Annotated in this window: 24 protein-coding genes; 10 read left to right on the forward strand and 14 right to left on the reverse strand. The window is 69.4% G+C overall.

Annotation, left to right across the window (positions count from 1 at the left end):
• Positions 1 to 171 precede the first annotated feature (171 nt).
• On the reverse strand, positions 172 to 1,038 hold the full coding sequence (locus ITP53_RS07475) for a TIGR04222 domain-containing membrane protein (RefSeq protein ID WP_195894561.1): 867 nt from the start codon (positions 1,036 to 1,038) through the stop codon (positions 172 to 174).
• A gap of 449 nt (positions 1,039 to 1,487) precedes the next feature.
• Between ITP53_RS07475 and ITP53_RS07480 the strand changes: the two genes are divergently transcribed.
• On the forward strand, positions 1,488 to 1,919 hold the full coding sequence (locus ITP53_RS07480; protein ID WP_207755627.1) for an NUDIX domain-containing protein: 432 nt from the start codon (positions 1,488 to 1,490) through the stop codon (positions 1,917 to 1,919).
• A 108-nt stretch (positions 1,920 to 2,027) separates the two neighbouring features.
• Here the strand turns inward: ITP53_RS07480 and ITP53_RS07485 are convergent, their stop codons facing one another.
• Positions 2,028 to 2,846: a hypothetical protein gene (locus tag ITP53_RS07485; RefSeq protein WP_195894563.1), complete on the reverse strand. Its 819-nt coding sequence runs from the start codon at positions 2,844 to 2,846 to the stop codon at positions 2,028 to 2,030.
• Positions 2,847 to 2,929: 83 nt separating this feature from the next.
• The gene (locus ITP53_RS07490; protein WP_195894564.1) at positions 2,930 to 3,481 is read right to left on the reverse strand and encodes a TetR/AcrR family transcriptional regulator; all 552 of its coding nucleotides are present in this window, start codon (positions 3,479 to 3,481) and stop codon (positions 2,930 to 2,932) included.
• 150 nt (positions 3,482 to 3,631) lie between these two features.
• On the opposite strand from ITP53_RS07490, the gene ITP53_RS07495 reads away from it, so the two are divergent.
• Both ITP53_RS07495 and ITP53_RS07500 read left to right on the forward strand, forming a co-directional pair.
• Positions 3,632 to 4,036 carry a nuclear transport factor 2 family protein gene (locus tag ITP53_RS07495; protein WP_207755628.1) on the forward strand — a complete coding sequence of 135 codons (405 nt, stop codon included), beginning with the start codon at positions 3,632 to 3,634 and terminating at the stop codon, positions 4,034 to 4,036.
• Between the two features lie 231 nt (positions 4,037 to 4,267).
• On the forward strand, positions 4,268 to 4,738 hold the full coding sequence (locus tag ITP53_RS07500) for a cupin domain-containing protein (RefSeq protein WP_195894565.1): 471 nt from the start codon (positions 4,268 to 4,270) through the stop codon (positions 4,736 to 4,738).
• A 29-nt stretch (positions 4,739 to 4,767) separates the two neighbouring features.
• On the opposite strand, the gene ITP53_RS07505 is transcribed toward ITP53_RS07500, so the two are convergent.
• The 4 genes from ITP53_RS07505 to ITP53_RS07520 form a co-directional block, all read right to left on the reverse strand.
• On the reverse strand, positions 4,768 to 6,402 hold the full coding sequence (locus tag ITP53_RS07505) for an MFS transporter (RefSeq protein ID WP_195894566.1): 1,635 nt from the start codon (positions 6,400 to 6,402) through the stop codon (positions 4,768 to 4,770).
• A 134-nt stretch (positions 6,403 to 6,536) separates the two neighbouring features.
• A complete protein-coding gene (locus ITP53_RS07510) occupies positions 6,537 to 6,977 on the reverse strand; it encodes a hypothetical protein (protein ID WP_195894567.1) in 441 nt (146 codons plus the stop codon).
• Positions 6,978 to 7,025: 48 nt separating this feature from the next.
• On the reverse strand, positions 7,026 to 8,552 hold the full coding sequence (locus ITP53_RS07515) for a hypothetical protein (protein ID WP_195894568.1): 1,527 nt from the start codon (positions 8,550 to 8,552) through the stop codon (positions 7,026 to 7,028).
• 186 nt (positions 8,553 to 8,738) lie between these two features.
• Positions 8,739 to 9,095, reverse strand: a complete 357-nt coding sequence (locus tag ITP53_RS07520; protein ID WP_195894569.1) for a hypothetical protein — start codon at positions 9,093 to 9,095, stop codon at positions 8,739 to 8,741.
• Between the two features lie 281 nt (positions 9,096 to 9,376).
• Between ITP53_RS07520 and ITP53_RS07525 the strand changes: the two genes are divergently transcribed.
• From ITP53_RS07525 to ITP53_RS07545, 5 genes are all read left to right on the forward strand, one after another.
• On the forward strand, positions 9,377 to 11,983 hold the full coding sequence (locus ITP53_RS07525) for a M14 family metallopeptidase (RefSeq protein ID WP_195894570.1): 2,607 nt from the start codon (positions 9,377 to 9,379) through the stop codon (positions 11,981 to 11,983).
• 77 nt (positions 11,984 to 12,060) lie between these two features.
• The gene (locus tag ITP53_RS07530) at positions 12,061 to 12,819 is read left to right on the forward strand and encodes an amino acid ABC transporter ATP-binding protein (protein ID WP_195894571.1); all 759 of its coding nucleotides are present in this window, start codon (positions 12,061 to 12,063) and stop codon (positions 12,817 to 12,819) included.
• Positions 12,820 to 12,828: 9 nt separating this feature from the next.
• A complete protein-coding gene (locus ITP53_RS07535; protein ID WP_195894572.1) occupies positions 12,829 to 13,725 on the forward strand; it encodes a transporter substrate-binding domain-containing protein in 897 nt (298 codons plus the stop codon).
• 25 nt (positions 13,726 to 13,750) lie between these two features.
• A complete protein-coding gene (locus ITP53_RS07540) occupies positions 13,751 to 14,407 on the forward strand; it encodes an amino acid ABC transporter permease (RefSeq protein WP_236050555.1) in 657 nt (218 codons plus the stop codon).
• Complete coding sequence (locus ITP53_RS07545; protein ID WP_195894574.1) at positions 14,407 to 15,069, forward strand: amino acid ABC transporter permease; 663 nt, start codon at positions 14,407 to 14,409, stop codon at positions 15,067 to 15,069. Before ITP53_RS07540 ends, ITP53_RS07545 begins: the two co-directional genes overlap by 1 nt.
• 39 nt (positions 15,070 to 15,108) lie before the next feature.
• On the opposite strand, the gene ITP53_RS07550 is transcribed toward ITP53_RS07545, so the two are convergent.
• The 7 genes from ITP53_RS07550 to ITP53_RS07580 all read right to left on the reverse strand — a co-directional run bounded on the left by ITP53_RS07550 (position 15,109) and on the right by ITP53_RS07580 (position 22,052).
• Complete coding sequence (locus ITP53_RS07550) at positions 15,109 to 16,296, reverse strand: sialidase family protein (RefSeq protein ID WP_195894575.1); 1,188 nt, start codon at positions 16,294 to 16,296, stop codon at positions 15,109 to 15,111.
• Positions 16,297 to 16,383: 87 nt separating this feature from the next.
• Positions 16,384 to 17,232, reverse strand: coding sequence for a dihydrodipicolinate synthase family protein (locus ITP53_RS07555; protein WP_195894576.1), 849 nt, complete (start codon positions 17,230 to 17,232; stop codon positions 16,384 to 16,386).
• A complete protein-coding gene (locus ITP53_RS07560; RefSeq protein ID WP_195894577.1) occupies positions 17,229 to 18,872 on the reverse strand; it encodes a tripartite tricarboxylate transporter permease in 1,644 nt (547 codons plus the stop codon). The genes ITP53_RS07555 and ITP53_RS07560 overlap by 4 nt, the downstream gene beginning before the upstream one ends.
• Positions 18,869 to 19,471, reverse strand: coding sequence for a tripartite tricarboxylate transporter TctB family protein (locus ITP53_RS07565; protein ID WP_195894578.1), 603 nt, complete (start codon positions 19,469 to 19,471; stop codon positions 18,869 to 18,871). The genes ITP53_RS07560 and ITP53_RS07565 overlap by 4 nt, the downstream gene beginning before the upstream one ends.
• On the reverse strand, positions 19,471 to 20,457 hold the full coding sequence (locus tag ITP53_RS07570) for a tripartite tricarboxylate transporter substrate binding protein (RefSeq protein WP_195894579.1): 987 nt from the start codon (positions 20,455 to 20,457) through the stop codon (positions 19,471 to 19,473). Before ITP53_RS07570 ends, ITP53_RS07565 begins: the two co-directional genes overlap by 1 nt.
• Before the next feature lie 95 nt (positions 20,458 to 20,552).
• Positions 20,553 to 21,221 (reverse strand): GntR family transcriptional regulator, encoded by a 669-nt coding sequence (locus tag ITP53_RS07575; RefSeq protein ID WP_195894580.1) that lies wholly within the window; start codon positions 21,219 to 21,221, stop codon positions 20,553 to 20,555.
• Positions 21,222 to 21,287: 66 nt separating this feature from the next.
• Positions 21,288 to 22,052, reverse strand: coding sequence for a DUF429 domain-containing protein (locus tag ITP53_RS07580; RefSeq protein WP_195894581.1), 765 nt, complete (start codon positions 22,050 to 22,052; stop codon positions 21,288 to 21,290).
• A 74-nt stretch (positions 22,053 to 22,126) separates the two neighbouring features.
• Here ITP53_RS07580 and ITP53_RS07585 point away from each other — a divergent pair, with 74 nt between their 5' ends.
• The gene (locus ITP53_RS07585; protein ID WP_195894582.1) at positions 22,127 to 22,345 is read left to right on the forward strand and encodes a hypothetical protein; all 219 of its coding nucleotides are present in this window, start codon (positions 22,127 to 22,129) and stop codon (positions 22,343 to 22,345) included.
• The gene (locus ITP53_RS07590; protein ID WP_195894583.1) at positions 22,338 to 22,949 is read left to right on the forward strand and encodes a mycothiol-dependent nitroreductase Rv2466c family protein; all 612 of its coding nucleotides are present in this window, start codon (positions 22,338 to 22,340) and stop codon (positions 22,947 to 22,949) included. Before ITP53_RS07585 ends, ITP53_RS07590 begins: the two co-directional genes overlap by 8 nt.
• The last annotated feature ends 2 nt before the right edge of the window (positions 22,950 to 22,951 follow it).

Here is a 22,951-nt window from a genome sequence, read left to right on the forward strand (position 1 = left end):
CAGAGCAGAACCGTCCCTGCCTCCTCCGCTCAGCCTCAGGGCGCATCTGCGCGCTCACCGAGTGGTCGCCGTCGCGGCGATCACTCGGTGAGGCCGGTGACCAGCCACATGAGCAGTGCGCGCACACCGTGCCCAGCAGGTGGCCGACACGGCCCGGCAGATGCTGAGGTGTCAGCCCCCGCCGCCGCCGCAGCCGCCACCGCAGCCGCCGCCACCGCAGCTCGCCGACCCGCCACCGCAGCCACCGCCCCCATAGCCACCCCCGCCCCAGCGGTTACGCCGCCGGGCGCCGGACATCTCGTCCGCCAGTGCGCGGTCGACCGGACCGTACAGGGCGATCGCAGCGGGGCCTTCGGCGGCGTACCGGGGGTTGTCCCGCTTGGCCGCCTCCAGGCTCGCCTGGCCGGCAGGTGTCAGGCGCCTTGGCCATGTCCTTGGCTCGTACCACCTGATCGCGATCCGCGCGGCCAGGATCACCATCGCGAGGACACACACGGCGAACGCCGACAGCAGCGTCACCCGCATGACCAGGGCGGTCCACACCACCCCCACCATCCCGGTCACCGCGGTCCATGTCAGCACCGACAGTATGTCGAGCCGCCGGTCGGCCCGAGCGAAGGCGTCGCGCGGGCGCAGCATCCCGATCTCGATGAGGCGGCGGTCGAGGGAGAACATGTGCGGCGTACCCTCCATCTCCTTCCGCAACTCCTCCCCGGTCAGGCCTGAGCGGTACCCGGAGACGAAGCTGAGCACCTGCCGTTCGAGGGAGTCGCGCGGCTTGACTTCCGACCGGACCGGGTACATGCGGCCCTCGCGGGTCATGCGCACCATTCCGGCTTCGGCCAGCACTGCGATGGCGGTGATCGCCGCACTTCGCTTCCCACCGTCCAGATAGGCGAGCTCGTACGGGGTGAGCTCACGCGGCTCGAAGCCGGCGACCGCCGCAGCGGCGGCGGCGAGTTCGCGTCTGAGCGAGCGGACGGTGACGACGACCAGAACTGCCAAGACGATAGAGACGATCAGCAGGATCAGGTCCATCCAGGCGTTCCTCCCCAATGGCGCCGCAAGGGCTGAGCACCTCGCGTGAAACGCAAAGCCCGCGTAACCTGCCGGACGCTCGGGTTGTCACCGTTCCCCGGACGTATGCCCTCCACCGCCATCGCCGACACACCGAGCTGAATCGGGTGGCCACGCCGCGAGATCGACTCGGCGGCCTCGTGACGAGTATCTGCAGGTCGAGTGACGATGCGCACGTCAGCCGCGCCGGCCGTCGTGCTGATCTCGGGTACTCAGCGTTGAATGACGGGACTCGTCGGCCATGCGGGAGCCGTGCTCCTGCGCGAATGCGCGGATCAGGTCGGATTAACCGGCACGCTGAGCGGGGTGTTGGCTCGGTTGGGCGGCTCTCTGGCGTGGGACCGCGGAGTGGTGCTGGTCCAGTTGGCGGTGGCGATCACGCTCGGGACGAGCGGGGGCGTATCCTACTCGTGGACCCCGCGTACAAGCCCGACTGGGATCTGCCGGGAGGCATGGCGGAGGCCGGCGAGTCGCCTGCCGCTGCCGCTCGGCGGGAGATCAAGGAGGAGTTGGGCCTGCACCTGGAGGTCGGGCAACTCCTTGTGGTGGATTGGGTGCCGGCTCATGGGCCCTGGGACGACTCGCTGATGTTCGTCTTCGACGGCGGCACGGTGACCGGTGACCAGGCTCGTGCGCTCCAGGTCGTGGACGAGGAGCTCGCGGAGCTTCGCCTTGCTGAGCCCGCCGAGGCCTGCCGACTCTTGCGATCGTACATGTGGAAGAGGGTTCGCTCCGCTCTCGATGTGCTCAGGGGTCAGCCTGCGACCTATCGGGAGTACGGGCGGCGGATGACCAAGGGGCCCGGCCATGAGATTACTGATCCACCAATCCCTGGTTCGTGAACCTATCCGTTGCTCGGGTCAACTCTCGCGGGGTGCCACGTAGGTGCAATCGAAGGCGTCGCCGTCCAGGTGGGGCGAGCAGTTGTCCCAGGGTGCCGGTCCGCAAGGTTACCCGTGGCAGTCCACCATCGTGAGTTCCTCGTCGCCGGGGACGGGGTCGAGCAGTCGCCAGAACGTGGTGGCCCAGCGCTGCGACGTCGCGCTCCACACGTCATCGCCCAGGTCTTCGCAGGAATGCCACGTCTCGTTGACGACCAGCACCTCGCTCACTCCCGCGGACCGAACCTGTTGCTCGACGTACGCAACCCTCGGGTCAGCGGCGTACAGGCAAAACGCCTCCTGCACGTCCGCCACGGACGTATCGAACGGCGAGGCCGCCGCCACCCAGGGAATCTTGAGGTACTCCTCGCGCAGCGCCGCGTCCCACTCCGAGTTGCCCGTCCGCCCGATCAGCCAATCGGCCCAGGGAAGAGGTCGTTCCAGCCCTTTCACGGCCTCCATGAACTCGGCGAACGTCGTCTCGGCCTGCTCCCGTGCGAGCCGCCGCATCCCTTCGAAGTCGACCTCGTCCTTCGACGCGCGGCTCACCCACTCGCCGTCGCGGTGCAACAGCACGCCCTCGAATCGACCGCCCTCTCGGTAGTAGTCGAAGCGCGCGTCAGGGTTGGTTTCCTGCTCGATGACGTACTCGTCCGGCCCGACCCTCTCGACATCCGTCCCGAGCCAGTGGGTAAGCACGGCGGCAACGTCCGTCAGGTCGTCGACCTCGTCAGAGGGGTCTTCCGCCAGGGCCGTTTCGTATTGCTCGCGCCATGAGTTCAACGGCCACTGGCCCGGCTCGTCAGGCAGGTTGATCAAGGGATATGGCTGGAACGGATCGAGCTGTTCCTCGACGTCACCGACGACGAGCACGGGGAAATGAGCCATGCCCGCGAAGCTAACAGCATGTTGATCATTGACGTCGCCGCCGCGGTTCAGGACCAGGAAGGTGCGCAGACTGCGCGGGGTGGCTACTCGGAACGCCGCGGGGACAGGCCGTCCAGCACTATGTCGACCGCTCTGTCCACGACGGTCCGGTCGCCCCGGGCGTTGGCCAGCGCTCTGATCAGCATGTAGACCTCATCTACCGTTGCGTCCGCGCGCACCTCACCGGCTTGCTGGCCGCGGGACAGCAACTCCTCGACGGCTTCGCGCACCGTAGTGGCCGCAGCCTCCACCTCATCAGCGGAGCCTGTCGAGTCGGCGGGCTCCTCCAGCAACGCGACGAGCGCGAGCTTCGCCGGAGCGCCTGAGACCATCTCCCGGAACGTCTCCCGGAACGCCGCCCCGGCCTCGCCGCCCTCGCCCCGCGCCCGCGCTGTTTCAGCGAGCAGGGTGAGGTGCCGAACGATCGTGGCCTTGACCAGCACCCGCTTGGTCGGGAAGTGCCGGAAGACGGTGCCGATTCCGACGCCGGCCCGGCGCGCGACCTCCTCGGTCGAGCCGGCGTTGCCGAACTCGCCGAAGACCTCTTCGGCCGCGGCCAGCACCCGGTCCCGATTCGCCCGCGCGTCGCTCCGCATCCCACCATCGTCCCACCCCGGCAGTCTTGCTCCAGCAGGCCCCGGTGACCAACTTTTGCTATTCGGAGTTTCGACTCCGTATCATTTGGAGTGAAGGCTCCGCTTAGAAGGGTAACCATGATGCGAACCCCCGAAGACATATTCCGTGCCATGCTCGACGCCGCCTGCCGGCTGCAGAACGGTGATCGCGACCAGGTCGACAAGCTGGTCGAGTTCTACGCCGAAGAAACCGACGTGCGGCACCCGATGGCCCCACTCGGCGACACCCCGATGCTCAGCCGCGAAGCACTCCGACAGCACTTCGCCGCGGCGGGGCCGGCTGGCCTGGCAGGCTTTCGCGTTGAGGATGTACGCGTCCATCACACTGCCGACCCCGAGGTGGTCATCGGCGAGTTCACTTACCGCGGCGACGCGGGCTGGGCGGCGTCGGGCATCATCGTCTTCCGGATCCGCGAAGGGCTGATCGTCGAGTCGCGGGACTACATCGACCATCTCGGGCTCGCTCGTGCCACAAACACACTCGACGCCCTCTGCACACAGCTGACAAGCGCCTAGCCTGCATAGAAGAACCGCGCCGGTGGGCGCTTCGACCTCGAACCTCGCCGACGGCGCCCACCACCCCGCTCGCGCCGGCGGTCCACACCGGCCACCTGATCTGCTACGACGCTGCCGCAGGAGAACGTGGTTCGGCCACACCAGGGTCCGCCCCGAGGGCACCACCCGCACGGAGGGATCGGGGTCAGATCGTCTTTGACAGGTATGGGTCGGTCGGGTCACCGTGTAGGTATGTCGCACGCCGCGCGGATCCTGACACCGGCGATCACCACTCCGGACACCCAGCAAACCGTGTCATTCCTCGGCGAGCTTTACCACCTGCGCGTCACCGGCCACGACACCGGCGGTGGGTTCGCGGTCGTCGAGACCCGGGGCGGTCGCGGGCATGGCAGCCCGATGCACGTCCACCGGGTTGACAGCGAGACCTTCGTGGTGCTCGACGGGGAGCTGCGGATGGTGGTGGACGGCCAGGAGCACCGGGCCGGCGCCGGCTGCGCCGCCGTGCTGCCCGCCGGGCGGCCACATGGGTTCGTGGTGACGAGCGACTCCGCCCGGTACCTGACGCTGCACCACGGCCCAGGCTTCGCCGACTTCCTGATCGACGCCGGCGGCAAGGTCGGGGCGAAACCTGACCTGGGCCTGCTGACCGAGATCGCGGCGCGGCACGGGATCGACATCGTCGGGCCACCCCTGGTGCCGTGAGGGCGTCCAGGATTATGAACGCCCCCGCCTCACCGCGCCGGTTCGGGTATGCGGGACGGTGCCCTGGTGTGGGTTTCCACGCCGAAGACGACGACCGCGATGACCGCCAGAACCAGCGGGATCGCGCCGAGTAGCGCGGTGGTCCCGATTGAGGGGACTGTGAGTCCGGTGACCAGGACCGCGGTCACGGCGACGCCGCCGAACTTGCCGACTCCGGCCGACAGGCCGGATCCACGTGAGCGGATCTGCGTCGGGTAGATCTCGGAGCTGTAGGCCGCCAGTACGGCGGCGATCGTGGCGGTGCCGACGATCGGACCGGCCAGCAGCACATACAGCCAGGTGCCGTCGCGGGCCAGGGTGTCACCGGCCAGGGAGAAGGCCAGGAGGGCGGCGGCCACCAGGGTGGTCAGCACGAGGATGGTCTTCTTGGCGCTCCACAGCCCGTACATCGCGGCGGCGATGAAGACCAGCGGGAGTCCCAGCAGCGCAGAATCGTGCAGGGCCCGGTCGGCCGTCTGCTGGTCGAGCCCGAGCTTTTGCAAATTGGATGGGATCCAGAGCTGGAAGCCGTAGGTGACCAGGCCGATGCTGAGCCCGAGGACCACCACGGCGACGCTGAGGCCGGTGAAGGGCTTGCGGAACAGCGGGGTGTAGCCGCCCGTACCGCCGGAGCCGGAACCAGAACCGGAGGGACTGTCCTGTTCGGCCGCGATCTGCTCGATCTCGGTGTCTCGCACCTCCGTGGCGCCGTACCTGAGCATGATCGCTCGGGCTTCGTCGTCACGGCCGTGGGTCAGCAGGAAGCGGGGGGATTCGGGGATCCAGCGGTTCAGCATGATGAGCAGCACACCAGTGGGCAGGCCCAGCAGCCACAGCGCGCGCCAGGAGAACGTCGGGATCAGTTCCGATGACAGCCAACTCGTCAGGACGTAGGCCAGGGCCAGATTGCCGCCGATGAGCACCATGACCCAGCCTCGGTGCCGTCCCGGGATGGTCTCGGCCAGCAACGAGAAGGTGATGGGCAGCATGCCTCCGGCGGCTATCCCCATCATCGCGCACATCGCCAGATTCCAGCCGAAGGACGGCATCGCACCGCAGATGGCGGTCGTCACGAACATCACGCCCGCGAGCAGGATGGCCGCGCGGCGCCCGATGCGGTCTCCGAGCCATCCCCACAGGAACGATCCGAGCACCGTGCCGGTGAGCCCGAACAGGGGCAGCAGGGCGACGGGCAGGTCGCCGGCGGGGTTGAGCGCCGATTTCAGCCCGTACTCCTTGCCCATGCCGGGCGCGACGAACGACAGCGTGATCGGCTTCATCGCGTCGATGGTCACCGCGGCGGTCATCACCACGATCAGTCCGATGTGCGCCGGCCGCAGCCGGGCGTCGCCCGCGGCGCGGATGCGCACCTCGCCGGCTCGCCGGGTGAGGCGCAGGTTGCGCGGGATCAGCCCGTACGCGGTCACCGCCAGCCCGACGACGATGAGGGCCATGCCCGCGATCATCGAGGTGTCCATGGGCATGCCCGCCATGTGGTAGCCCATGGGGGCGGCATGCAGGTACATCGGCAGGTGCAATGCCACTCCCGCCACGCAGGCGAGGAACCCCGTCCAGAACGCCAGCGGATGGGCGAAGTCGATACCGCCCACGGGTCGTGTGCTCATGTGTGTCCTCGTGATGGTCAATGGTCAGGGCGGATGCCGAACATCCGGGTGGTGGTCAACGGCGTTTGAATCCATAAGCCCCGTTTTGGTCCGCGGCAAAGTGGATCAGGTGTGGCTTGCAATTCACTTGCCGCTCACAGAACTCGTCCGCCACGCAGCCGCCACCGTACGAAGAACACCCGCATCGGGCCGTTGGCGAACAGCCACTGGCCGGCCCAGACCATCGTGAACATGGTGGCGAACGTGGAGAAGGCAACCGGGTGGTCGATCCCCGGCACCAGCCCGAGCTTCAGCAGGCCCCACATGAGCAGCCCTTCGGGGACGATCGTGAGCAGGCCGAAAAGCGTCGGCCAGTCCTTGTCCCAGCGGAACTGCATCAGCAGGTGGTAGACACACTCCCAGCCAAGGCCTGCCACGGCGACCGCCAGGAGAATGAGGTACGCGGTGCCGTACATGCGGGCCAAGGAGCCGTCGGCGCCCGGCAATACCGGCACGATCAGCGCGGTCACGATCACGCCGACGGTGGCGAGCAGGAAGATCCGGGTCTGCAGACGACCGGCGAGGGTGGGGATCACGATGTACGCTCCTCGGCTGTGCCAAGCGAATCGACGGCGGGCTGACGGTCAGGCGGGACGGCGGGCGGCCCACCTGAGCCACTGACTGACCGACCTCGCCGGTCCCAGCCGGGCGCAGAATCCGCGCTCGGCCAGGTCGGCGGCGATGTCCAGAGCGGCTGTCTGCATGCCCAGGAAGCTGTCGACGGCCAGGAAGTGGTTGCCGGCCACGGCGGCGCCTGAGGCGTACAGCGCGCCGTTCCCGCTCGCGGTGCCCAACACCTCGAAGTTCTCCCCGACCGTCAGCCGGCCCGCGCCGTTGCGCCGGGCGTTGCCGTGTTCGAGCAGGTCGGCGAGCACACGGTGCTCGGCCATGTCGGCCTCCAGCCCGGTGCAGTCGATGATGAAGTCCGAGGCGTAGCGGCCGCGTGTCCCGTCGTCGCTGCTGATGAAGCTGACCACGCGGCCGTCCGGGGTCGGCTCCACCTTGTGCACCACCGCCTGGATCGGGCGGTACCAGCCGCCGCTCCTGCCGCGCCCCAACTGTTCCTGCCAGGAACGCAGCTTCGGCGTGGTGGTGCCGCCGACGACCTTGGCCAGCGCCGCCCGCTGCTCTCCATCGGCACGCAGGAACTGCTCCTTCAACTGCCCGCCGAATGCGGACTTGGGGAGGGTGAACGCCTGGTAGGCCCAGCCGTCACCGCCGGGACGGCGCATCCGTGCCCCGGGGCCGTGCGGTCCCGTCACGAACGTGCGGAACAGGTGCACGATCTGGGTCCGCAGGCCGTACCGCTCCCGGTCGTCCATCAGGCGGTGCAGCACGCGGGAGGCGACGATGCCGGCCCCGCGCACGACCACCACGCCCGGCCGTGCCTTGAGCGACTCGTACACGTGCTCGTGCGGCTCGTAGGCGTTGACGATCCGGTGGTAGTCGTTGTACGTCTCCCGGAAGCGCTGCAGATCCTCCAGGAACTTGAGCCCCGGATAACCGACCGCGAGATGCACGTACTGGGAACGGATCGCCACGCGTTTGGTCGGCGCGGCACCGGCGGGTGGGGTGAAGAGTGTGAAGTAGCCGCCGCCGGCCCGGCGGCGGACCATCCGCACCTGGCCCTTGGCCAGCATGTCGCGGTAGGAGATCCGGTCCGCCTCGCGCGCGACGGTGGTGAAGACGGTCTGGGCTCGCGGGCTGAAGAAATCGCTCAGGATCGGCTCGACCAGGACCTGCCACAGCAGCTTCGGCGATCGCTCCTGCCACGCCTCCTGCAGGGCGTAGGAGGGAAAGCCCCAGATGTTGTCGGGCCTGGCTCCGGCGTCGGAGCGGATCCGTTCGAGCGGGGGCAGTTGCGACACGCGGGTGAGGTACTCCCATGTCTGCCACGGAGTGTCGCTGGTGGACACCACCCTCATCGACGAGGCCGGCACCCCGCAGATGCGCAGTACGTCGACCAGGGTGAAGGAGCCGAGCCCGCCGCCTACCGACACCAGCGGCGTGTCGTAGATCGGTATGCCCGCGTCGTGCAGGAACTGGTCGTGCCAGAGCGGCGAACCCAGTAACTGAGAGGTGAGATCCCCATGGTCTTGGGCAATTGGCACGTGCGTCCCCCACGGTACGGCTTCGAGCGAATCGCGCGTCACCTTATCCCTAAAGGGGCATTACGCGTAGATCACCAGCGCCGTCCGGCCGTTCGCGCCGCTGAACGTGAAGCGCCGCCGGACCCTCACGATGGGGCCGGCGGCGTGCGGCCTCAGCGGCCGGAGATCAGGTCAGGAACTGAAGGTTCATGACCACGTGCACATGCCACGGCGGGCCGAGAAGACATCGAAGCCGAAGGCCTCGACGGTCTCCCACGGCGCGACTTCGCGGCGGTCGCCATCGAAGCCGGGCGCCGCGAAGAAGCACCAGGGCTCGGGGGTCTGGTTCACGGCCCGGACGACGGGCGGGACGATGTAGGGCTCGTCCCTGGTGATGATCCTCAGCTCGCCCGCTGCGGTGTGGGCGCAGACCGCGAGAATCCTGGGGCAGGGCAGCGGGGCGGCGGCTGTGGTGGGGGCCGCGGCGGAGGCGGGCAGGGCCAGGCCGGCGGCGGCCGTCACCGTGGCCAGCAGCACTGCGGCTCTGCGGACGAGGGTCGTCATGGGGGACTCCTTTGCTGTTCGGGAATGCCTGCGGTGGCAGACACCCCACTCAACAACAGTTTGCATCCGCATGACAACAGAGAGTGACGAAAGCCTGCAAGGTGCCGCGTGTGGCGTGGGAAGGGCTCGTGCTCCGCCGGGGTGCGCGCCGATCCCGGTCCCTGTCCGACTCGGCGCGCATCCGCGCGTCGCGATCATGCGTGAACCCGCCCAGTGGGCGGTCTCTCTGGACAGGGAGGCCCCGGTGGCCGGGTGGACAAGAGACATACAGAAGGAGCAGGATGCGCGCATCTCTCCGGAAGCTCGCGATCTCCATCGCGGCGATGATCACTTTAGTCGCGTCCGCGGGCACGGTTTCGATCGCGGGGGCGTCGGCGGCGGCCGGCATTCCCCGCCCGGATGACTACTTCGGCTTTCACATCGGTTCCGATGGCAATCTTGCGACCTGGGACAAGATGCTGAGCTACTTCCAGCTCGTCGCCAAGGGCAGTGACCGCGTCGGCTACGAGAAGGTCGGCGACACCACGTTGGGCTATCCCTACGTGATGCTCACCATCAGTTCCAAGAAGAACCTCGCCAACCTCGACCGCCTCGTCGCGATCAACGCCCGCCTCGCGGATCCGCGGGGGCTCTCCCAGGCCGAGGCGCAGCGATTAGCGGCGCAGGGCAAACCCTTCTACTACGTCCAGGCCGGGATCCACGCGACCGAGGTCGGCAACTCCCAGGCGATGATCGAGATCGCACACCGGCTCGCGACCGAGAACTCCCCCACCATCAACAAGATCCTCGACAACGCGGTCATCCTGATGGTGCCGTCCCAGAACCCGGACGGGCTGCACCTGGTCAACGACTATTTCAACGCCACGGCCGGTACGAATTACAACCGCACCTATCCCGACCTCTACCAGAAGTACACCGGCCACGACGACAACCGTGACTGGTTCATGTTCACGCAGGTCGAGAGCCGGCTGATGGTCTCGATCCAGAACAAGTACCACCCGCAGGTGTTCCAGGACGCGCATCAGGCGGGCCAGGGGTCGGCGCGGATGTTCACGCCGCCGTACCTGTCGCCGTCCGATCCGAACATCGACCCGATCACGGTCCAGCAGACCAACGCCCTGGGCATGGCCATGCAGCGCGGAATGACGGCCGCCGGGCTCAAGGGCGGCCAGTGGGGCACGACGTACGACTACTGGACTCCGTCGCGGCAGTATCAGGTCTACCACGGCGCCGTACGCATGCTGACCGAGGCGGCCAGCGTCTCCGACCTCGCCTACCCGTACACCAGGCCGACCCCGATCGGCGACCAGCAGGCCGACACGAACTTCATCGAGCCGTACGACAAGACGACCTGGACGCTGCGCCAGATCCTCGACTACACCTCGAGCACTTTCTACAGCGGCGTCGAGTCCATGGCCAGTGACCCCTACAACTGGCTGTACAACTTCTACCAGGTCGGCCAGAGGGCGGTCACGAAGACCAGCCCGTACGCGTACGTCATCCCCGCGAACCAGCGTGATCCGCAGGCCGTGCGCGACGTCCTCGACATCCTGCACACCGGGGCGGTCGAGATCCGCCAGGCGCGGTCGGCGTTCACGGCGGGCGGCAAGGACTACCCCGCCGGCTCCTACGTGGTCTACCTGGCGCAGCCGTACGGCAGCTTCGCCAAGACCCTGCTGGAGGTGCAGCACTATCCACAGCTGGAGGAGTATCCCGGCGGGCCGCCGCAGGAGCCGTACGACGTCACCGCGCAGACGCTGCCGATGCTGCTGGGCTTCACCGCGGACCTGGTCAAGGAGAAGTTCTCGGCCGACACCACGCTGCTCAGGGACATCAGGCCGGCGCCGGTGACGATGCCGGCTCCGCCCTCCGCGGCCGGCGCCTACACCCTCGGCCCGGAGTCGTACGGGGTCTACCAGTTCGTGTCGGACCTGCAGAAGCAGGGCGTTCCGACGTTCCGCGCGGCCGGGAAGTTCACCGACGGCGACCGGGAGTTCCCGGCGGGAACGTTCGTCATCCCGCCCACCGGCCAGGCACGTCAGATCCTGCAGGCCAGGTCGGCGAGCACCGGGATCCCGGTGTCGGCGATCTCGAAGGTCCCCGGCGTCGACGGCGTCCAGCTCAAGCCGGGCACCCGGATCGGACTGTACAAGCCGCCGAACAACATGCCGTCGGGCTGGCTGATGTGGATGTTCGACCAGTACCAGGTGAACTACCAGGTCATCAAGGCGCAGGACTACGAGGGCGACCTGAGCGACAAGTACGACGCCATCCTGCTGCCCGACGGCGTCTCCAAGAGCAAGATCGTCAACGGACTGGCCGCGGCCTCCTACCCGGCCGAGTGGAGCTGGGCCCACGGCGTGGGCGAGGCCGGCTGGGCCAAGCTGCGCGACTTCGTCACGAACGGCGGCACGCTCGTCGCCTACGGCAGTGCGACGACCACGGCGCAGAGCCTGCTCGACCTGCCCATCGAGCCGGTCCTGCCGGACGAGGAGGAGGTCTTCTACTCGCCGGGCTCCCTGCTCAGCCAGGAGATCGACACCGACGATCCGGTGGCCTGGGGGATGACGGCCGACAACCCGGTCTGGTTCGTGGAGAACGAGGCGTACCGGGTCACCGACCCGGACAAGTACGACGCCAAGGTCGTCGGCAAGTACCCGGACAGCGGCGAGCAGCTGCAGAGCGGGTGGCTCATCGGCGGTGAACATCTCAACGGCGCGGCCAACAGCGTCGCGTTCAACGTCGGCAAGGGTTACGTCGTGACGTTCGGCAACGAGGCCGGGTATCGCACCTGGAACCGCGCGGAGCAGAAGATGGTGTTCAACTCCCTGTACTACGGGCCGTCGGAGAAGCTCGACGCCGATCGGTTCGCCCGTCTCGGCGGCTGATCGCCCGGTATGCGGATCCGTCCGGGCGCCGGGCGGATCCGCCTCCTCAAGCCGTACACCTCGCTCAGGGAGAGCCAATGACCGAGTCACCGGCCACGGACCTCGACACGGTGATCGAGTTGCGCGGCGTCCGCAAGTCCTTCGGTGAGCTGGAGGTGCTCAAGGGGATCGACCTCGCCGTGAACCGCGGTGAGGTCGTCGTCATCATCGGCCCGTCCGGCGGGGGCAAGAGCACGCTGCTGAGATGCGTCAACCTGCTGGACCCCATCACCGCCGGTCAGGTCTTCCTGGAAGGAGAGGACCTCACCCAGCCGGGGATGGACCTCAACCGGGTACGGCGCCGCATCGGCATGGTGTTCCAGCAGTTCAACCTGTTCCCGCATCTGACGGTGCTGGACAACCTCATCCTCGCGCCGCGCAAGCTGCTCGGGGTCGACCGGCGCGAGGCCGAGCAGCTCGCGAACGACCTCCTGACCCGGGTGGGGCTGGCCGACAAGGTGGACGCCCACCCGCGACGGCTGTCCGGTGGCCAGCAGCAGCGGGTCGCGATCGCGCGGGCGCTGATGATGAGCCCCCACGTCATGCTCTTCGACGAGGTCACCTCGGCGCTCGACCCCGAGTTGGTGAGCGAGGTGCTCGACGTCATGCGCGATCTCGCGCGGTCGGGCATGACCATGCTCTGTGTCACTCACGAAATGGGGTTCGCCCGGGAGCTCGGAGACCGCCTGGTCTTCATCGACGGCGGAGTCATCGCCGAGCAGGGCCGCCCGGCGGACGTGCTGGACGATCCGCAGCATCCGCGCACCCGCCAGTTCCTCCGCAAGGTTCTGCGATAGGAGAGTTCTGTGACAGCGAAAGTCGCCGCGTTGCTGGCCGTTCTCGCGATGGCCGCCGCCGGCTGCGGTTCCGCCGGGGAAGAGGCCGGGAGCACCGGCTCGGGCCGGCCGGTCGACGTCGGCGCCGCGCTTCCCGCCGACGTACAGGCCAAGGGGCGGCTCGCGGTGGGCGTGAAGTGCGACTACCCGCCGTTCGGCTACATCGACGAGAGCGGTGAGGAGGCCGGGTTCGAGGCCGAGATCGCGCGCCGGCTCGCCGAGTACGCCTTCGGCACCACCGGCTCCGTGGCGTTCACGTGTGTGACCGGGGCCAACCGGGTCCCCCATCTGACGACCAAGCGCATCGACCTCATCCTCGCGACCATGAACTACACGCCCGAGCGCGCCGAGACCGTCGACTTCTCCACCCCGTACTTCAACAGCGGCGTGAAGCTGCTGGTGCCGAAGGACTCGCCGATCGCCTCGTTCGCCGACCTGGCGGGCAAGCCGGTCACCACCACCACCGGGTCCACGGCGAGCATCTGGCTGACCCAGTGCGTGAAGAGCGCGAAGCAGGTGGCCTTCGCGCAGACGAGCGAGGCGTTCTCGGCCATGCGCGACAACCGGGGAGTGGCGTTCGCTCAGGACGACACGCTCCTCGCCGAACTGGCCTCCAAGAACGCCGACCTGAAGGTCGTGGGGGACCAGAAGGCCGGCAGCCCCTGGGGCATGGGCGTGCGTAAGGGCGACAAGCCCATGCTGACCTGGGTGAACGCCGCCATCGAGAAGATGCGGGCGGAGGACGACTTCTGGCGGGCGTTCCAGGAGACGGTCACCGACGAGGGGAGCCGGCGGCAGTTCCAGGAGTTCGTGCCGCGGCCGGGCAACAGCCTCACGTACCCGACCGGGGAGATCTTCCAGTGCTGACGCCGCGGAACCCGGGGTGCACGAGATGATCGCCGGCTTCCCCTTCTCCGAGGTCGGGCAGCTCGGGCAGGGCCTCCTCCGTACGCTGGCGATCAGCGCCATCGGCATCGCGGGCGCGCTCGCCGTCGGCGTGCTCCTCGGCGCGCTGAGCGCGTTGCGGATCCCCGTCGTCCGGCAGGTGATCCAGGCGTACGTGGAGGCGTTCAGGAACACGCCGCTGCTGGTCCAGATCTTCTTCCTCTTCTTCGCCCTGCCCGAGGCCGGGATCGAGCTCAGCGCCTTCACCGTCGGATGGCTCTCCCTCGTGCTGTGGGGAGGCGCCTACAACGTGGAGAACTTCCGGGCCGGTTTCGAGGCGGTCGACCCGGTGTACGTGGAGGCGTGCCGGGCACTCGGCTTCTCCGAACTCGCCGCCTTCCGCCGAATCGTCCTGCCGCTCGGTGGGCGGGTGGCGCTGCCCTCGGTGACCAACACCCTCATCTCCGTCTTCAAGAACTCCTCCTTCATGATCGCCATCGGCTACCCGGAGTTGACCCACGCCGCCGTCGACATCGTCTCCGTCACCTTCCGCGCGTTCGAGGTGTTCATCGCCATCGGCATCGTCTACCTGGGGCTGGTCTGGCTCTTCTCCCTCGGAGCGGGCCTGCTCGAACGCCGCTTCGCGATCCCCGGGGGGCACTGATGCCGCCGTGGGTGCCCTCGGTGGCCCGCTACATGGCCGAGGGCCTGGCGACGACCCTCGCGCTCGCGGCCGTGAGCGTCGTCGTGAGCGTGGTGCTGGGGGCGGTGCTGGGTGCGCTGCGTGTCCTGCCCATCAGGGCCGTACGCCTGGCGGTCCGCTGGTACGTCGAGATCTGGCGCGGCCTGCCGATCATCGTCACGCTCTTCTCCATCTTCTTCGTGCTGCCGGTCATCGGCCTGAGGTTCGACACGTTCGTCGCGGCCGCGGTCGGGCTGTGCCTCTGGGGCAGCGCCAACGTCGCGGAGGTCGTACGCGGAGCGGTGCAGTCGGTGCCCCACGGACAGTCCGACGCGGCCGCGGCGCTGGGCTTCCCCTGGGGCCTGCGCATGCGCTACGTGATCTTCCCCCAGGCGGTACGGCGGGCCCTGCCGTCGCTCGTCGGACTGGTCGTCAACCTCACGCAGCAGACCTCGCTGGCCACCGTCATCGGCGTTCTGGACCTTCTCCAGGCGTCGCAACGCTCGATAGAACGGCTCACGCTCTCCAGCGGGGCCACCCATGCGGTGCCGATCCTGGGGGCGGTTCTGATCGTGTACTTCGTCATCTGCCTTCCCCTCACCTCCCTGTCCCGCCGCCTGGAGCGAACGCTTCAGCATGGATGAAGGGTGCCGAGCTTGTGGGCTCGGCACCCTTCGCAGGGATCAGCGCGACTTGTTCTGGTAGTGGCAGGTGGAGGGGTGGTTCAGGCTCCCGTTCCGGTACTCGACGGGTGTGGGCCGGGCGTCGGACGGCAGGTCGGCGCCGGCGCGTACGAACTCCTCGTTGAAGACGACGTGCCGCATCGACTCGCGGCGATGCGTGTAGGCGAGATGGATCATGCCGTCGTCGGTCTGCAGCAGGTAGGGGTAGGAGAACTCGGCGCCGGGATCCGACTCGACGTCGACGGAGCTCGTCCAGGTCTTGCCCTGGTCCGTGGAGAGCGCGAGGCGCAGGGTGTCCCTGCCCTCGGTGACCGGGTTGTAGGCGAGGACCAGGTTGCCGTCGCCGAGCTTGAGCAGCGCCACCCTGGCGTTGTTGTTCGGCAGCCCGGTCGGCTCGGCCGGAGTCCAGGTGCGGCCGTAGTCGAAGGATTCGGTCTTGTAGACGGCCTGGTCACGGGTCCGCAGGTACGCCAGCAGATGCCCGGGTTCGAGCTCGACGGTGGCCGGCTGGATGGCGCCGTTCGGCGAGGTGGGCCAGTCCGCGTCGTCGCCGGACGGGTGGGGAACCCAGGTGGAGTAGTCGTCGGTGGGGATGTACCAGCCGCTCGCCCACCGGGTCTCGCTGTAGATGGGGACGAGCACCTCGCCGTTGGACATACGGAACGGCTTGGTGCCGAAGAGCCAGCCCCACTCCTCGCGGATCTGTTCGGGGTCGGACCAGGTTTTGCCGCTGTCCCCCGACCGGATCAGGCGCAGGTCCGCCTCGGTCCACCCGTCGCCGCGGATGGTGGAGAAGAACAGGTAGGTGTCGCGGCCGTCGGCCCACAGCACCGCGTTGCCGTCCGGCTGGCCGGGCTCGTCGAAGATGACGCGCGGCCGGGTCCAGGTCTTCGCCCCTACCGGCAGCGTGCTCATGTACGTCGCCACGTCATCGGCACCCTCCTCGGTGCCGGCGTAGAAGGCGTAGAGCAGGTCACCGTTCGGTGCCTTCTCGATCGACGCGACGTGCACGCCGGGGTAGTCGGGATCTTGGGGGTGGATGTCCTGGCGGCACGCGTACGCGCGGAACGAGTCGCCCTGGCCGGGCGGTTCCGCGGCGCGGGCGGCGCCGGTCAGGGGCAACGCCAGCACGGCGGCGGCAAGGCCGGGCACAAGCACTCGGCGCAGCATGGTGAGGTGCGCGGACATGAAGTCTCCCTTGAAGAGGCGTGTGGTGGCGGGCGTCGGGAGAGCGGGCGGCGGTGAGCGGGCCCGTGGCATCGCGCGCACGGCCGGTCAGGCGGTTTCGCGCTCGATCAGCCGGACGAGACGGGACCGTACGGCGGGGTCGACCTCCTGGGCGGCCACCCGGCTGGCTCCTCCCGGCAGCCCGAGCAGGTCCAGGGCGAGCTTGAGGTGCGAGATGTTCGGGCCCACCACGGCACCGATCTCGTCGGCCACCTCCTGATGAGCGTCGCGCGCCGCCGTGTCGCCGCCGGCGACGGCGCGGGCCAGCTTGACGAACACGCCGGGGAAGGCGGCGGACAGGCCGGACACGACGCCGGTGCCGCCCTGCTCGGCCACGGCGGCGAGCTGCACGTCGTTGCCCGAATAGACGTCGTACGACTGCGCGACGTGCAGGGCGACCTCGCCGGAGGCCCTGCCGGAGAGCTTCACTCCGGCCAGGCCGGGCACCGCGGCCAGCTGCTCCGGTGTGACGTCCGTGTTGGTCAGGTCGGGATAGAGGTACGCGTACAGCGCGGCGTCGCCCGCCGCATCGAGGATCCGGACGAAGTAGTCGCGTACGACGTCCGGCCCGGCCGGCTGGAAGTACGGAGTGATGGCGGCGAGCCTGGTCGCCCCGAGGGAGACGGCGGCCGCGGCCAGCCGGGCGGCCTGGAAGGCGCTGGCCGCGCCGACGTGCGCGACCACCCGGTCCGGTCCCGCCTCCTCCAGCGCGATCTCGATCAACATCAGCCGCTCGGCGTCGTCCAGCGCAGCGAACTCACCTGTGGTGCCGGCGACGAACAGGCCGTCGACGATGCCGTTGACGGCACGGAACAACTCGCGGGCGGCTCGCGGGTCGAGCTCACCCGTGTCGCGGAACGGGGTGGGCAGCGCGGCGATCACCGTCGGCGTCGTCATGAGGGTCCTTCCGGCGAGTTCGGAGATTGCTGGCTGCCTTCACCCGGGTTCGGGCTGCCGTCACGCTCGTGCGGGCTGCCTTCAGGCTGGCGCGGGCCGCCTTCACGGCTGCCTTCAGGCGGGCGCGGGCCGCCTTCACGCTCATGCGAGGGCGGGCCGCCCGGGCCGTCTACGCGCGGGCGTGTGCGGCGGCGGAACAGGGGCCAGGCCAGGGCGAGGACGCTGATGGCGAGCAGCGCGGCCGCGATCGGATTGGTGAAGATCTCGCCGGGGCCGCCGATCACCAGGGTGCGCCGCAGGTTGGCCTCGGCCAGCGGGCCGAGCAGCAGGCCCAGCACCATCGGACCCGCGGGGAACCCGTACCGGCGCATGCCAAGCCCGACGAGCCCGGCGACCAGCATCACCAGGACGTCACTCGCGCTGTTGTTGATCGAGTACGTGCCCACCGCGCAGCAGATCAGGATCGTGCTCCACAGATAGTGGCGCGGCAGGTCCAGCAGACGCACGACCCCGCGCAGCCGCAGCAGGCTGATGGCGAACGCCAGCACCGTCGCGAGCAACAGGATCGCCGAGACCGTGGTGATCAGGTCGGGATGGTCGCGGAAGAGCGCAGGGCCCGGCGTCAGCCCCCAAATGATCATCGATCCGAGCAGTACGGCGCTCACGGAGTCACCGGGCAGCCCCAGCGCGAACGACGTGATGAGCGCGCCGCCCACCTGCGCGTTGTTCGCCGTGTCCGCCGCCGCCAGCCCCTCCAGCGACCCCTTGCCGAACTCGCCGGGAGTCCTGGACATGCGCCTGGCCTGGGTCCATGCCACCAGTCCCGCGATGTCGCCGCCGGCGGCGGGCAGCACCCCGACGACCACGCCGACCCCGCTGCCGACGGCGATCGGCTTGCGGATCTGGCGCCGCTCCTGCCGGGTGGGCGTCCAGCGGCCCATCTGGGTGATGACGGTGCGCTCGCCCCTGCGGTGGGTCAGCATCTGCTCGAAGACCTCGGCGATGCCGAACAGGCCGATGATCACGGCGATGAACGGCAGGCCGGAGGTGAGCGTCTCCACACCGAACGTCAGCCGGGGGTCGCCGGTGATCGGGTCGAGCCCCACGACGCCGAGGAGCAGGCCGGCCAGCCCGGCGAACAAGCCCTTGACCAACTGCCCCGCCGCGACGGTGACCATCATGGTGAGGCCGAAGACCACCAGCGCGAACATCTCGGCCGGGCCGAACTGCAGCGCCACGCTCGCCAACGGATCGGCCGCGATCATGAACAGGATGATCCCGGCGAGCCCGCCCACCAGCGAGCCGATCGCCGAGACGGTCAGCGCGAGTCCGGCCTTGCCCTGCCGGGCGAGTGGGAAACCGTCGAGGGTGGAGGCGATCGAGGCCGGTGTGCCCGGCGTGTTGATGAGGATTGCCGGGACCCGGTCACCGAAGCTGGCGGCCACGTAGATGGGCAGCAGCACCGCCAGCCCCTGCACCGGCTCAAGGGTCAGCGTGAACCCGCTGGCCAGCGCCACGGCCATCGTGACGGTGATGCCGGGGAACGTGCCGACCAGCATCCCGAGCACGGTGCCGAGAAGCAGCCCGCCGAGCACGCCCGGGTCGAGGAGGGCGCCGAGCCCGTCCAGCAGGGCGTTCACAGCGGCACCTCCAGCAGGACACCGAACAGCAGCCACAGCAGGGCGGTCAGCCCGATCGGGAAGACGATCAGCGCCCGCCAGCCCCTTCCGCCTCCGTTCGCGGCCAGCACAGCCAGCAGGACGGGAGTGCAGACCCGGAAGTCGAGCACCTGCCAGGCGGCGCCGTACCCGACGAACGCCGCCAACGCGATCATCACCTTCGCCGGCCCCCCGGCGGCCACCGCCTCAGCGGAGTCCGCCTGAGTGGAGCCCTGGGTGGGGTCCGACTGGATGGAGTCCTGGGTGGGGTCCGGCTGGGTGGAGTCCTGGGTGGGGTCCGGCTGGGTGCGGTCCGCCTCGGCTGGGTCCGACTGGGTGGCGCGGCGGAGGTGGGCGGCTCGTGACAGCATGAGCAGGGCGAGGACGACCATGCAGGCGGCGAGGGCGGTGGGCCAGGCGGCCGGCCCGATGTCATGACTGCGTACCGCCGACTCGATGCGCCACGAGAACAGCAGGGCGGCGACCGCGAGAACGAGCGCCCCGGCCCCGATCAGGACCTCTCGGACGTGCGGCGCCCTGCCCTTGGAGCGTGCGTACGGCGCACTCCCCTTGGAAGGCATCACGATCCGGCGGGCCGGAGGACGGCGGCGAAGCGTTCGTACTCCTGGCTCGTGAAGGTCGCGAACTCCTCCGCGCTGCGATAGGTCGGGACGGCGCCTGCCTTGGTGAGCGTCTGGGTGAAGGCCGGCGACTGGGCCGCCTTGCTCACGGCGTCGCGCAGGCGTTGCGCGACCGGCTGCGGCAGGTTCGCCGGCGCGCCGATGCCGCCCCAGCCGCCTACCGTGACGTCGTACCCCTCTTCCTTTCCTGTCGGAACGTCGGGAAGCTGCTGGGACCGCTCGGCGTCGAGCACGGCAAGGGCGCGCACGCGGCCGTCCTTCACCGAGGGAGCCACCTCGCTGGCCCCCGCCACCGCCGCGTCGACCTTGTCACCGGCCGCGGCGGCGACGGCGGGCGCGCCGCCGTCGAAGGGCACCGGCTTGAAGCCGACCCCGGCCTGCTGCCCGAGCAGCGTGGTCGCGGCCTCCCAGATGGAGCCGGGACCCGAGTTGGCGACGCTGACCTCCCCAGGATCGGACTTGGCCGCCTCGATGAGGTCCGCGAGCGTCTTGTGCGGGCTCTCGGCGGGCACGACGACCACCGCGGGGACGTTCACGACCTGCCCGAGCATGGTGTACGACTCCGGCTTCACCGGATAGCCGCGGTGGCCCAGCATGGACACCTCGACCGGCAGATAGCCCAGGGTGTATCCGTCGGCCTTGGCCGAGGCCAGGAACCGCATGGCGGTCGAGCCCGACGCCCCTGGCCGGTTCTCCACCACGATGCTGCGCCCGAGGTCCTTCTCCAGTTCGGTGGCCAGGGCGCGGGCGGTCATGTCCGACGCCCCGCCGGCGGCGGCGTGCACGATGAGACGGACGTCTTTGGACGGGTACTTCTCGGCCTCGGCGGAGACGCCGGGCGTACGATCGCCCGCGCACGCGGCCGAGGCGATCAGGATCACGCTGAGGAGGACGGTAGCTGGAGCGGCACGGCGGAAGTTGACCATGACCGCCTCCTTCCGGGGGGATGCCTCACTGCGGAGGCGTGCTCAGACAGAGATCAGTTGGAGTCGGACAGTTGGACGCGCCCCCGTCCCGAGGATCAGCCGGAGCCCTTCGCGCGCGAGGCACGCATGCGGTTCTTCGCCCCGAGGAGGTGTTGCGACAGCTCCTGGACAGAGACCTCGACGTCTCCGGACCGCACCGCCCGCAGCAGGGCCACGTGCGCCTCAGCCGAGGGATGCAGGTCGGCGTCCTGTGCGTTGGTGACGCCGAGCAGCACCGAGAAGGTCGGCCGGTACTGCTCCCAGACGCTGACGAGCCTGCGATGTCCGGACAGTTCGTAGAACCGGCTGTGGAACTCCAGGTCGGCGGCGGCGAAGTCCTCGGCGGAGCCGCGATCGGCGGCGTCCCGCATGGCGTCGATCGGTCCCTGCAGGGCGGCCCAGTCCTCCGGCGTCGCGCGTTGCATGCTCCGCCGCAGCGCCAGCGACTCCAGGCTTTCGCGCAGCGTGTAGAGCTCCTCGACGTCGCTCTCGTCGAGGCCGACCACGAACAGGCCGCGGCGTCGCGACTCGAGCAGGCCCTCACCTTCGAGCCGGCGCAGGGCGTCCCGGATCGGCCCGCGGCTGATGTCGAACTCCCTGGCCAGCCGGTCCTCCACGAGGTGGGTGCCGGGCGCCAGCCGGCCTGTGATCACGAGGAAGCGCAGCCGCCTGACCACTTCCTCGCCGAGCGTCGCGGACTGCCGCAGGGACCTTATTTCGTACATCTCACCTTTTCGTTAACCGTAGACGGATATCGGTTAACGGAATTGAAGGTGTGTTACAGGCAGATGTCAAGGGCCCCCCTCGCTACCGAGGGAGACGAGGCGGTCCAGGGGCGCGGTGGGCAGGGCGATCCAGCCCTCCGTGGCCGCCACTTCGGCCTGCTCCCCCACAGGTACGCTCACCAGGCCGAGGGCCGACGCGCGGGCGGCGAGCGCCGACACCACGGCGTCGGTGGCGTCGTCCGAGGCCCGGCACAGCTCCTCGTACTCACCCAGATCGAGCCACGGCGCCGCCTCCAGCAGCCGGTCCACGAGCCGTCCCAGCTCGGTGACGTTGGCGGCGCGCTTGTATCCCCGGTACGGCAGGCCCCACAGCTTCAGGCAGGCCGCCGGATAGACCTCCACGACGGCCCCGCCGCCCCGCCGATCCACCGGCCTGCCCCGTCGCGCGAGTTCGGCCAGCAGCGCGGCGCAGCGCATGGTCGCGTGCCCGATGCGGTCGGCCGAGACGCTCAGCGGCGTCAGCCCCGTCTCCTCGTGCACCACCTGGTCGGTGACCCGCAACGCCAGGTCCCGCCGCCACGTCCGGCCCAGCCCTTCCGGCACCTGTACGTGCCCGGCCCGGTGCGCGGTGACGAAGTCGACGAACTTGTCCGGCCAGCCGAGCGGACAGTCGACCCCCGCCTTGCTCGCCCCCATCACCGCCTCGACGATCAGCGTGTCGTCCGCCCCGGCCGCCACCCTGAGGAGCCGGGCGCGGCCGTCCGACCAGTCCAGCCACGCCACCGCGGTCCGCGCCGCCTCAGCCGCGAGATCGATGCCCACCGTCAGCATTCACCCACGATAGGAGTTCTCTACGCGGTGCTGCAGGGCGTCGGCACGCTGGCTGCCTCGCGTTCGCGGTGCTGGTGACGCTGCCCCTGCTGGTCACCCTGGTCTCCCAGTCGGTCCAGGACCTGCTGCGGGCGCAGGAGCCGCCGGCGATGGCCGAGGCCCTCGTGGTGCTCGTCGTCATCGTCCTGCCCGGCCTGCTCTGGGCGCGGGCCTGGTGGCGCAGGCACGGGCGGCGGCTCACACGACGATCCGCGCGGCGCCCGCCCGAAAGTACAGTGGCGATCCATGAGTGATGGTTGTGTGGCGGACTTCTGGTTCGACCCGGCCTGTCCGTACACCTGGCTCACCTCGCGGTGGCTGCTGGAGGTGTGCGAGGTGCGGCCCGTGGAGGTGCGGTGGCACGTGATGAGCCTGTCCGTGCTCAACGAGGGGCGCGAGGACGACCCGGAAGGCGATCCCGAGGGATACCTGTGGGTGCCGGTGCGCGTCTGCGCGGCCGTACAGCGGGATCACGGGCAGGAGGCGCTGGGGCGGCTGTACACCGCGATGTGGACCACCGGCGGCGGCGACTGGATCGGTGATCTGCGGGCCGCGCTGGCGGCGGCCGGGCTGCCGGTGGAGCTGGCCGAGGCGGGGATGTCGACCGACTACGACGACGTGGTACGCGCCTCGCACGCCGAGGGCATGTCCCTGATCGGCGGCGACCACGTGGGCACCCCGATCGTCGCCGTCACGGGCGGGGACGGGGAGCGGGTCGTGTTCTTCGGGCCGGTGGTGTCCCGCCTGCCGCGCGGCGAGCAGGCCGGCCGCCTGTGGGACGGCACGCTGCTGGTGGCCGGCACCCCCGGCTTCCACGAGCTCAAGGGCCGGCCGCACGAGGAGCCCCGCCTGGACTGACC

The sequence above is a fragment of the Nonomuraea cypriaca genome, from assembly GCF_015645445.1.
In the GTDB taxonomy this organism is placed as follows: domain Bacteria; phylum Actinomycetota; class Actinomycetes; order Streptosporangiales; family Streptosporangiaceae; genus Nonomuraea; species Nonomuraea cypriaca.

What these genes read in the sequence shown, in the direction of transcription:
- ITP53_RS07475 (WP_195894561.1), bottom strand. Translation starts at nt 1,038, where the DNA reads ATGGACCTGATCCTGCTGATCGTCTCTATCGTCTTGGCAGTTCTGGTC.
- ITP53_RS07485 (WP_195894563.1), bottom strand. Translation starts at nt 2,846, where the DNA reads ATGGCTCATTTCCCCGTGCTCGTCGTCGGTGACGTCGAGGAACAGCTC.
- ITP53_RS07490 (WP_195894564.1), bottom strand. Translation starts at nt 3,481, where the DNA reads ATGCGGAGCGACGCGCGGGCGAATCGGGACCGGGTGCTGGCCGCGGCC.
- ITP53_RS07495 (WP_207755628.1), top strand. Translation starts at nt 3,632, where the DNA reads ATGCTCGACGCCGCCTGCCGGCTGCAGAACGGTGATCGCGACCAGGTC.
- ITP53_RS07500 (WP_195894565.1), top strand. Translation starts at nt 4,268, where the DNA reads ATGTCGCACGCCGCGCGGATCCTGACACCGGCGATCACCACTCCGGAC.
- ITP53_RS07505 (WP_195894566.1), bottom strand. Translation starts at nt 6,402, where the DNA reads ATGAGCACACGACCCGTGGGCGGTATCGACTTCGCCCATCCGCTGGCG.
- ITP53_RS07520 (WP_195894569.1), bottom strand. Translation starts at nt 9,095, where the DNA reads ATGACGACCCTCGTCCGCAGAGCCGCAGTGCTGCTGGCCACGGTGACG.
- ITP53_RS07525 (WP_195894570.1), top strand. Translation starts at nt 9,377, where the DNA reads ATGCGCGCATCTCTCCGGAAGCTCGCGATCTCCATCGCGGCGATGATC.
- ITP53_RS07530 (WP_195894571.1), top strand. Translation starts at nt 12,061, where the DNA reads ATGACCGAGTCACCGGCCACGGACCTCGACACGGTGATCGAGTTGCGC.
- ITP53_RS07540 (WP_236050555.1), top strand. Translation starts at nt 13,751, where the DNA reads ATGATCGCCGGCTTCCCCTTCTCCGAGGTCGGGCAGCTCGGGCAGGGC.
- ITP53_RS07545 (WP_195894574.1), top strand. Translation starts at nt 14,407, where the DNA reads ATGCCGCCGTGGGTGCCCTCGGTGGCCCGCTACATGGCCGAGGGCCTG.
- ITP53_RS07550 (WP_195894575.1), bottom strand. Translation starts at nt 16,296, where the DNA reads ATGTCCGCGCACCTCACCATGCTGCGCCGAGTGCTTGTGCCCGGCCTT.
- ITP53_RS07555 (WP_195894576.1), bottom strand. Translation starts at nt 17,232, where the DNA reads ATGACGACGCCGACGGTGATCGCCGCGCTGCCCACCCCGTTCCGCGAC.
- ITP53_RS07565 (WP_195894578.1), bottom strand. Translation starts at nt 19,471, where the DNA reads ATGCCTTCCAAGGGGAGTGCGCCGTACGCACGCTCCAAGGGCAGGGCG.
- ITP53_RS07570 (WP_195894579.1), bottom strand. Translation starts at nt 20,457, where the DNA reads ATGGTCAACTTCCGCCGTGCCGCTCCAGCTACCGTCCTCCTCAGCGTG.
- ITP53_RS07575 (WP_195894580.1), bottom strand. Translation starts at nt 21,221, where the DNA reads ATGTACGAAATAAGGTCCCTGCGGCAGTCCGCGACGCTCGGCGAGGAA.
- ITP53_RS07580 (WP_195894581.1), bottom strand. Translation starts at nt 22,052, where the DNA reads ATGCTGACGGTGGGCATCGATCTCGCGGCTGAGGCGGCGCGGACCGCG.
- ITP53_RS07590 (WP_195894583.1), top strand. Translation starts at nt 22,338, where the DNA reads ATGAGTGATGGTTGTGTGGCGGACTTCTGGTTCGACCCGGCCTGTCCG.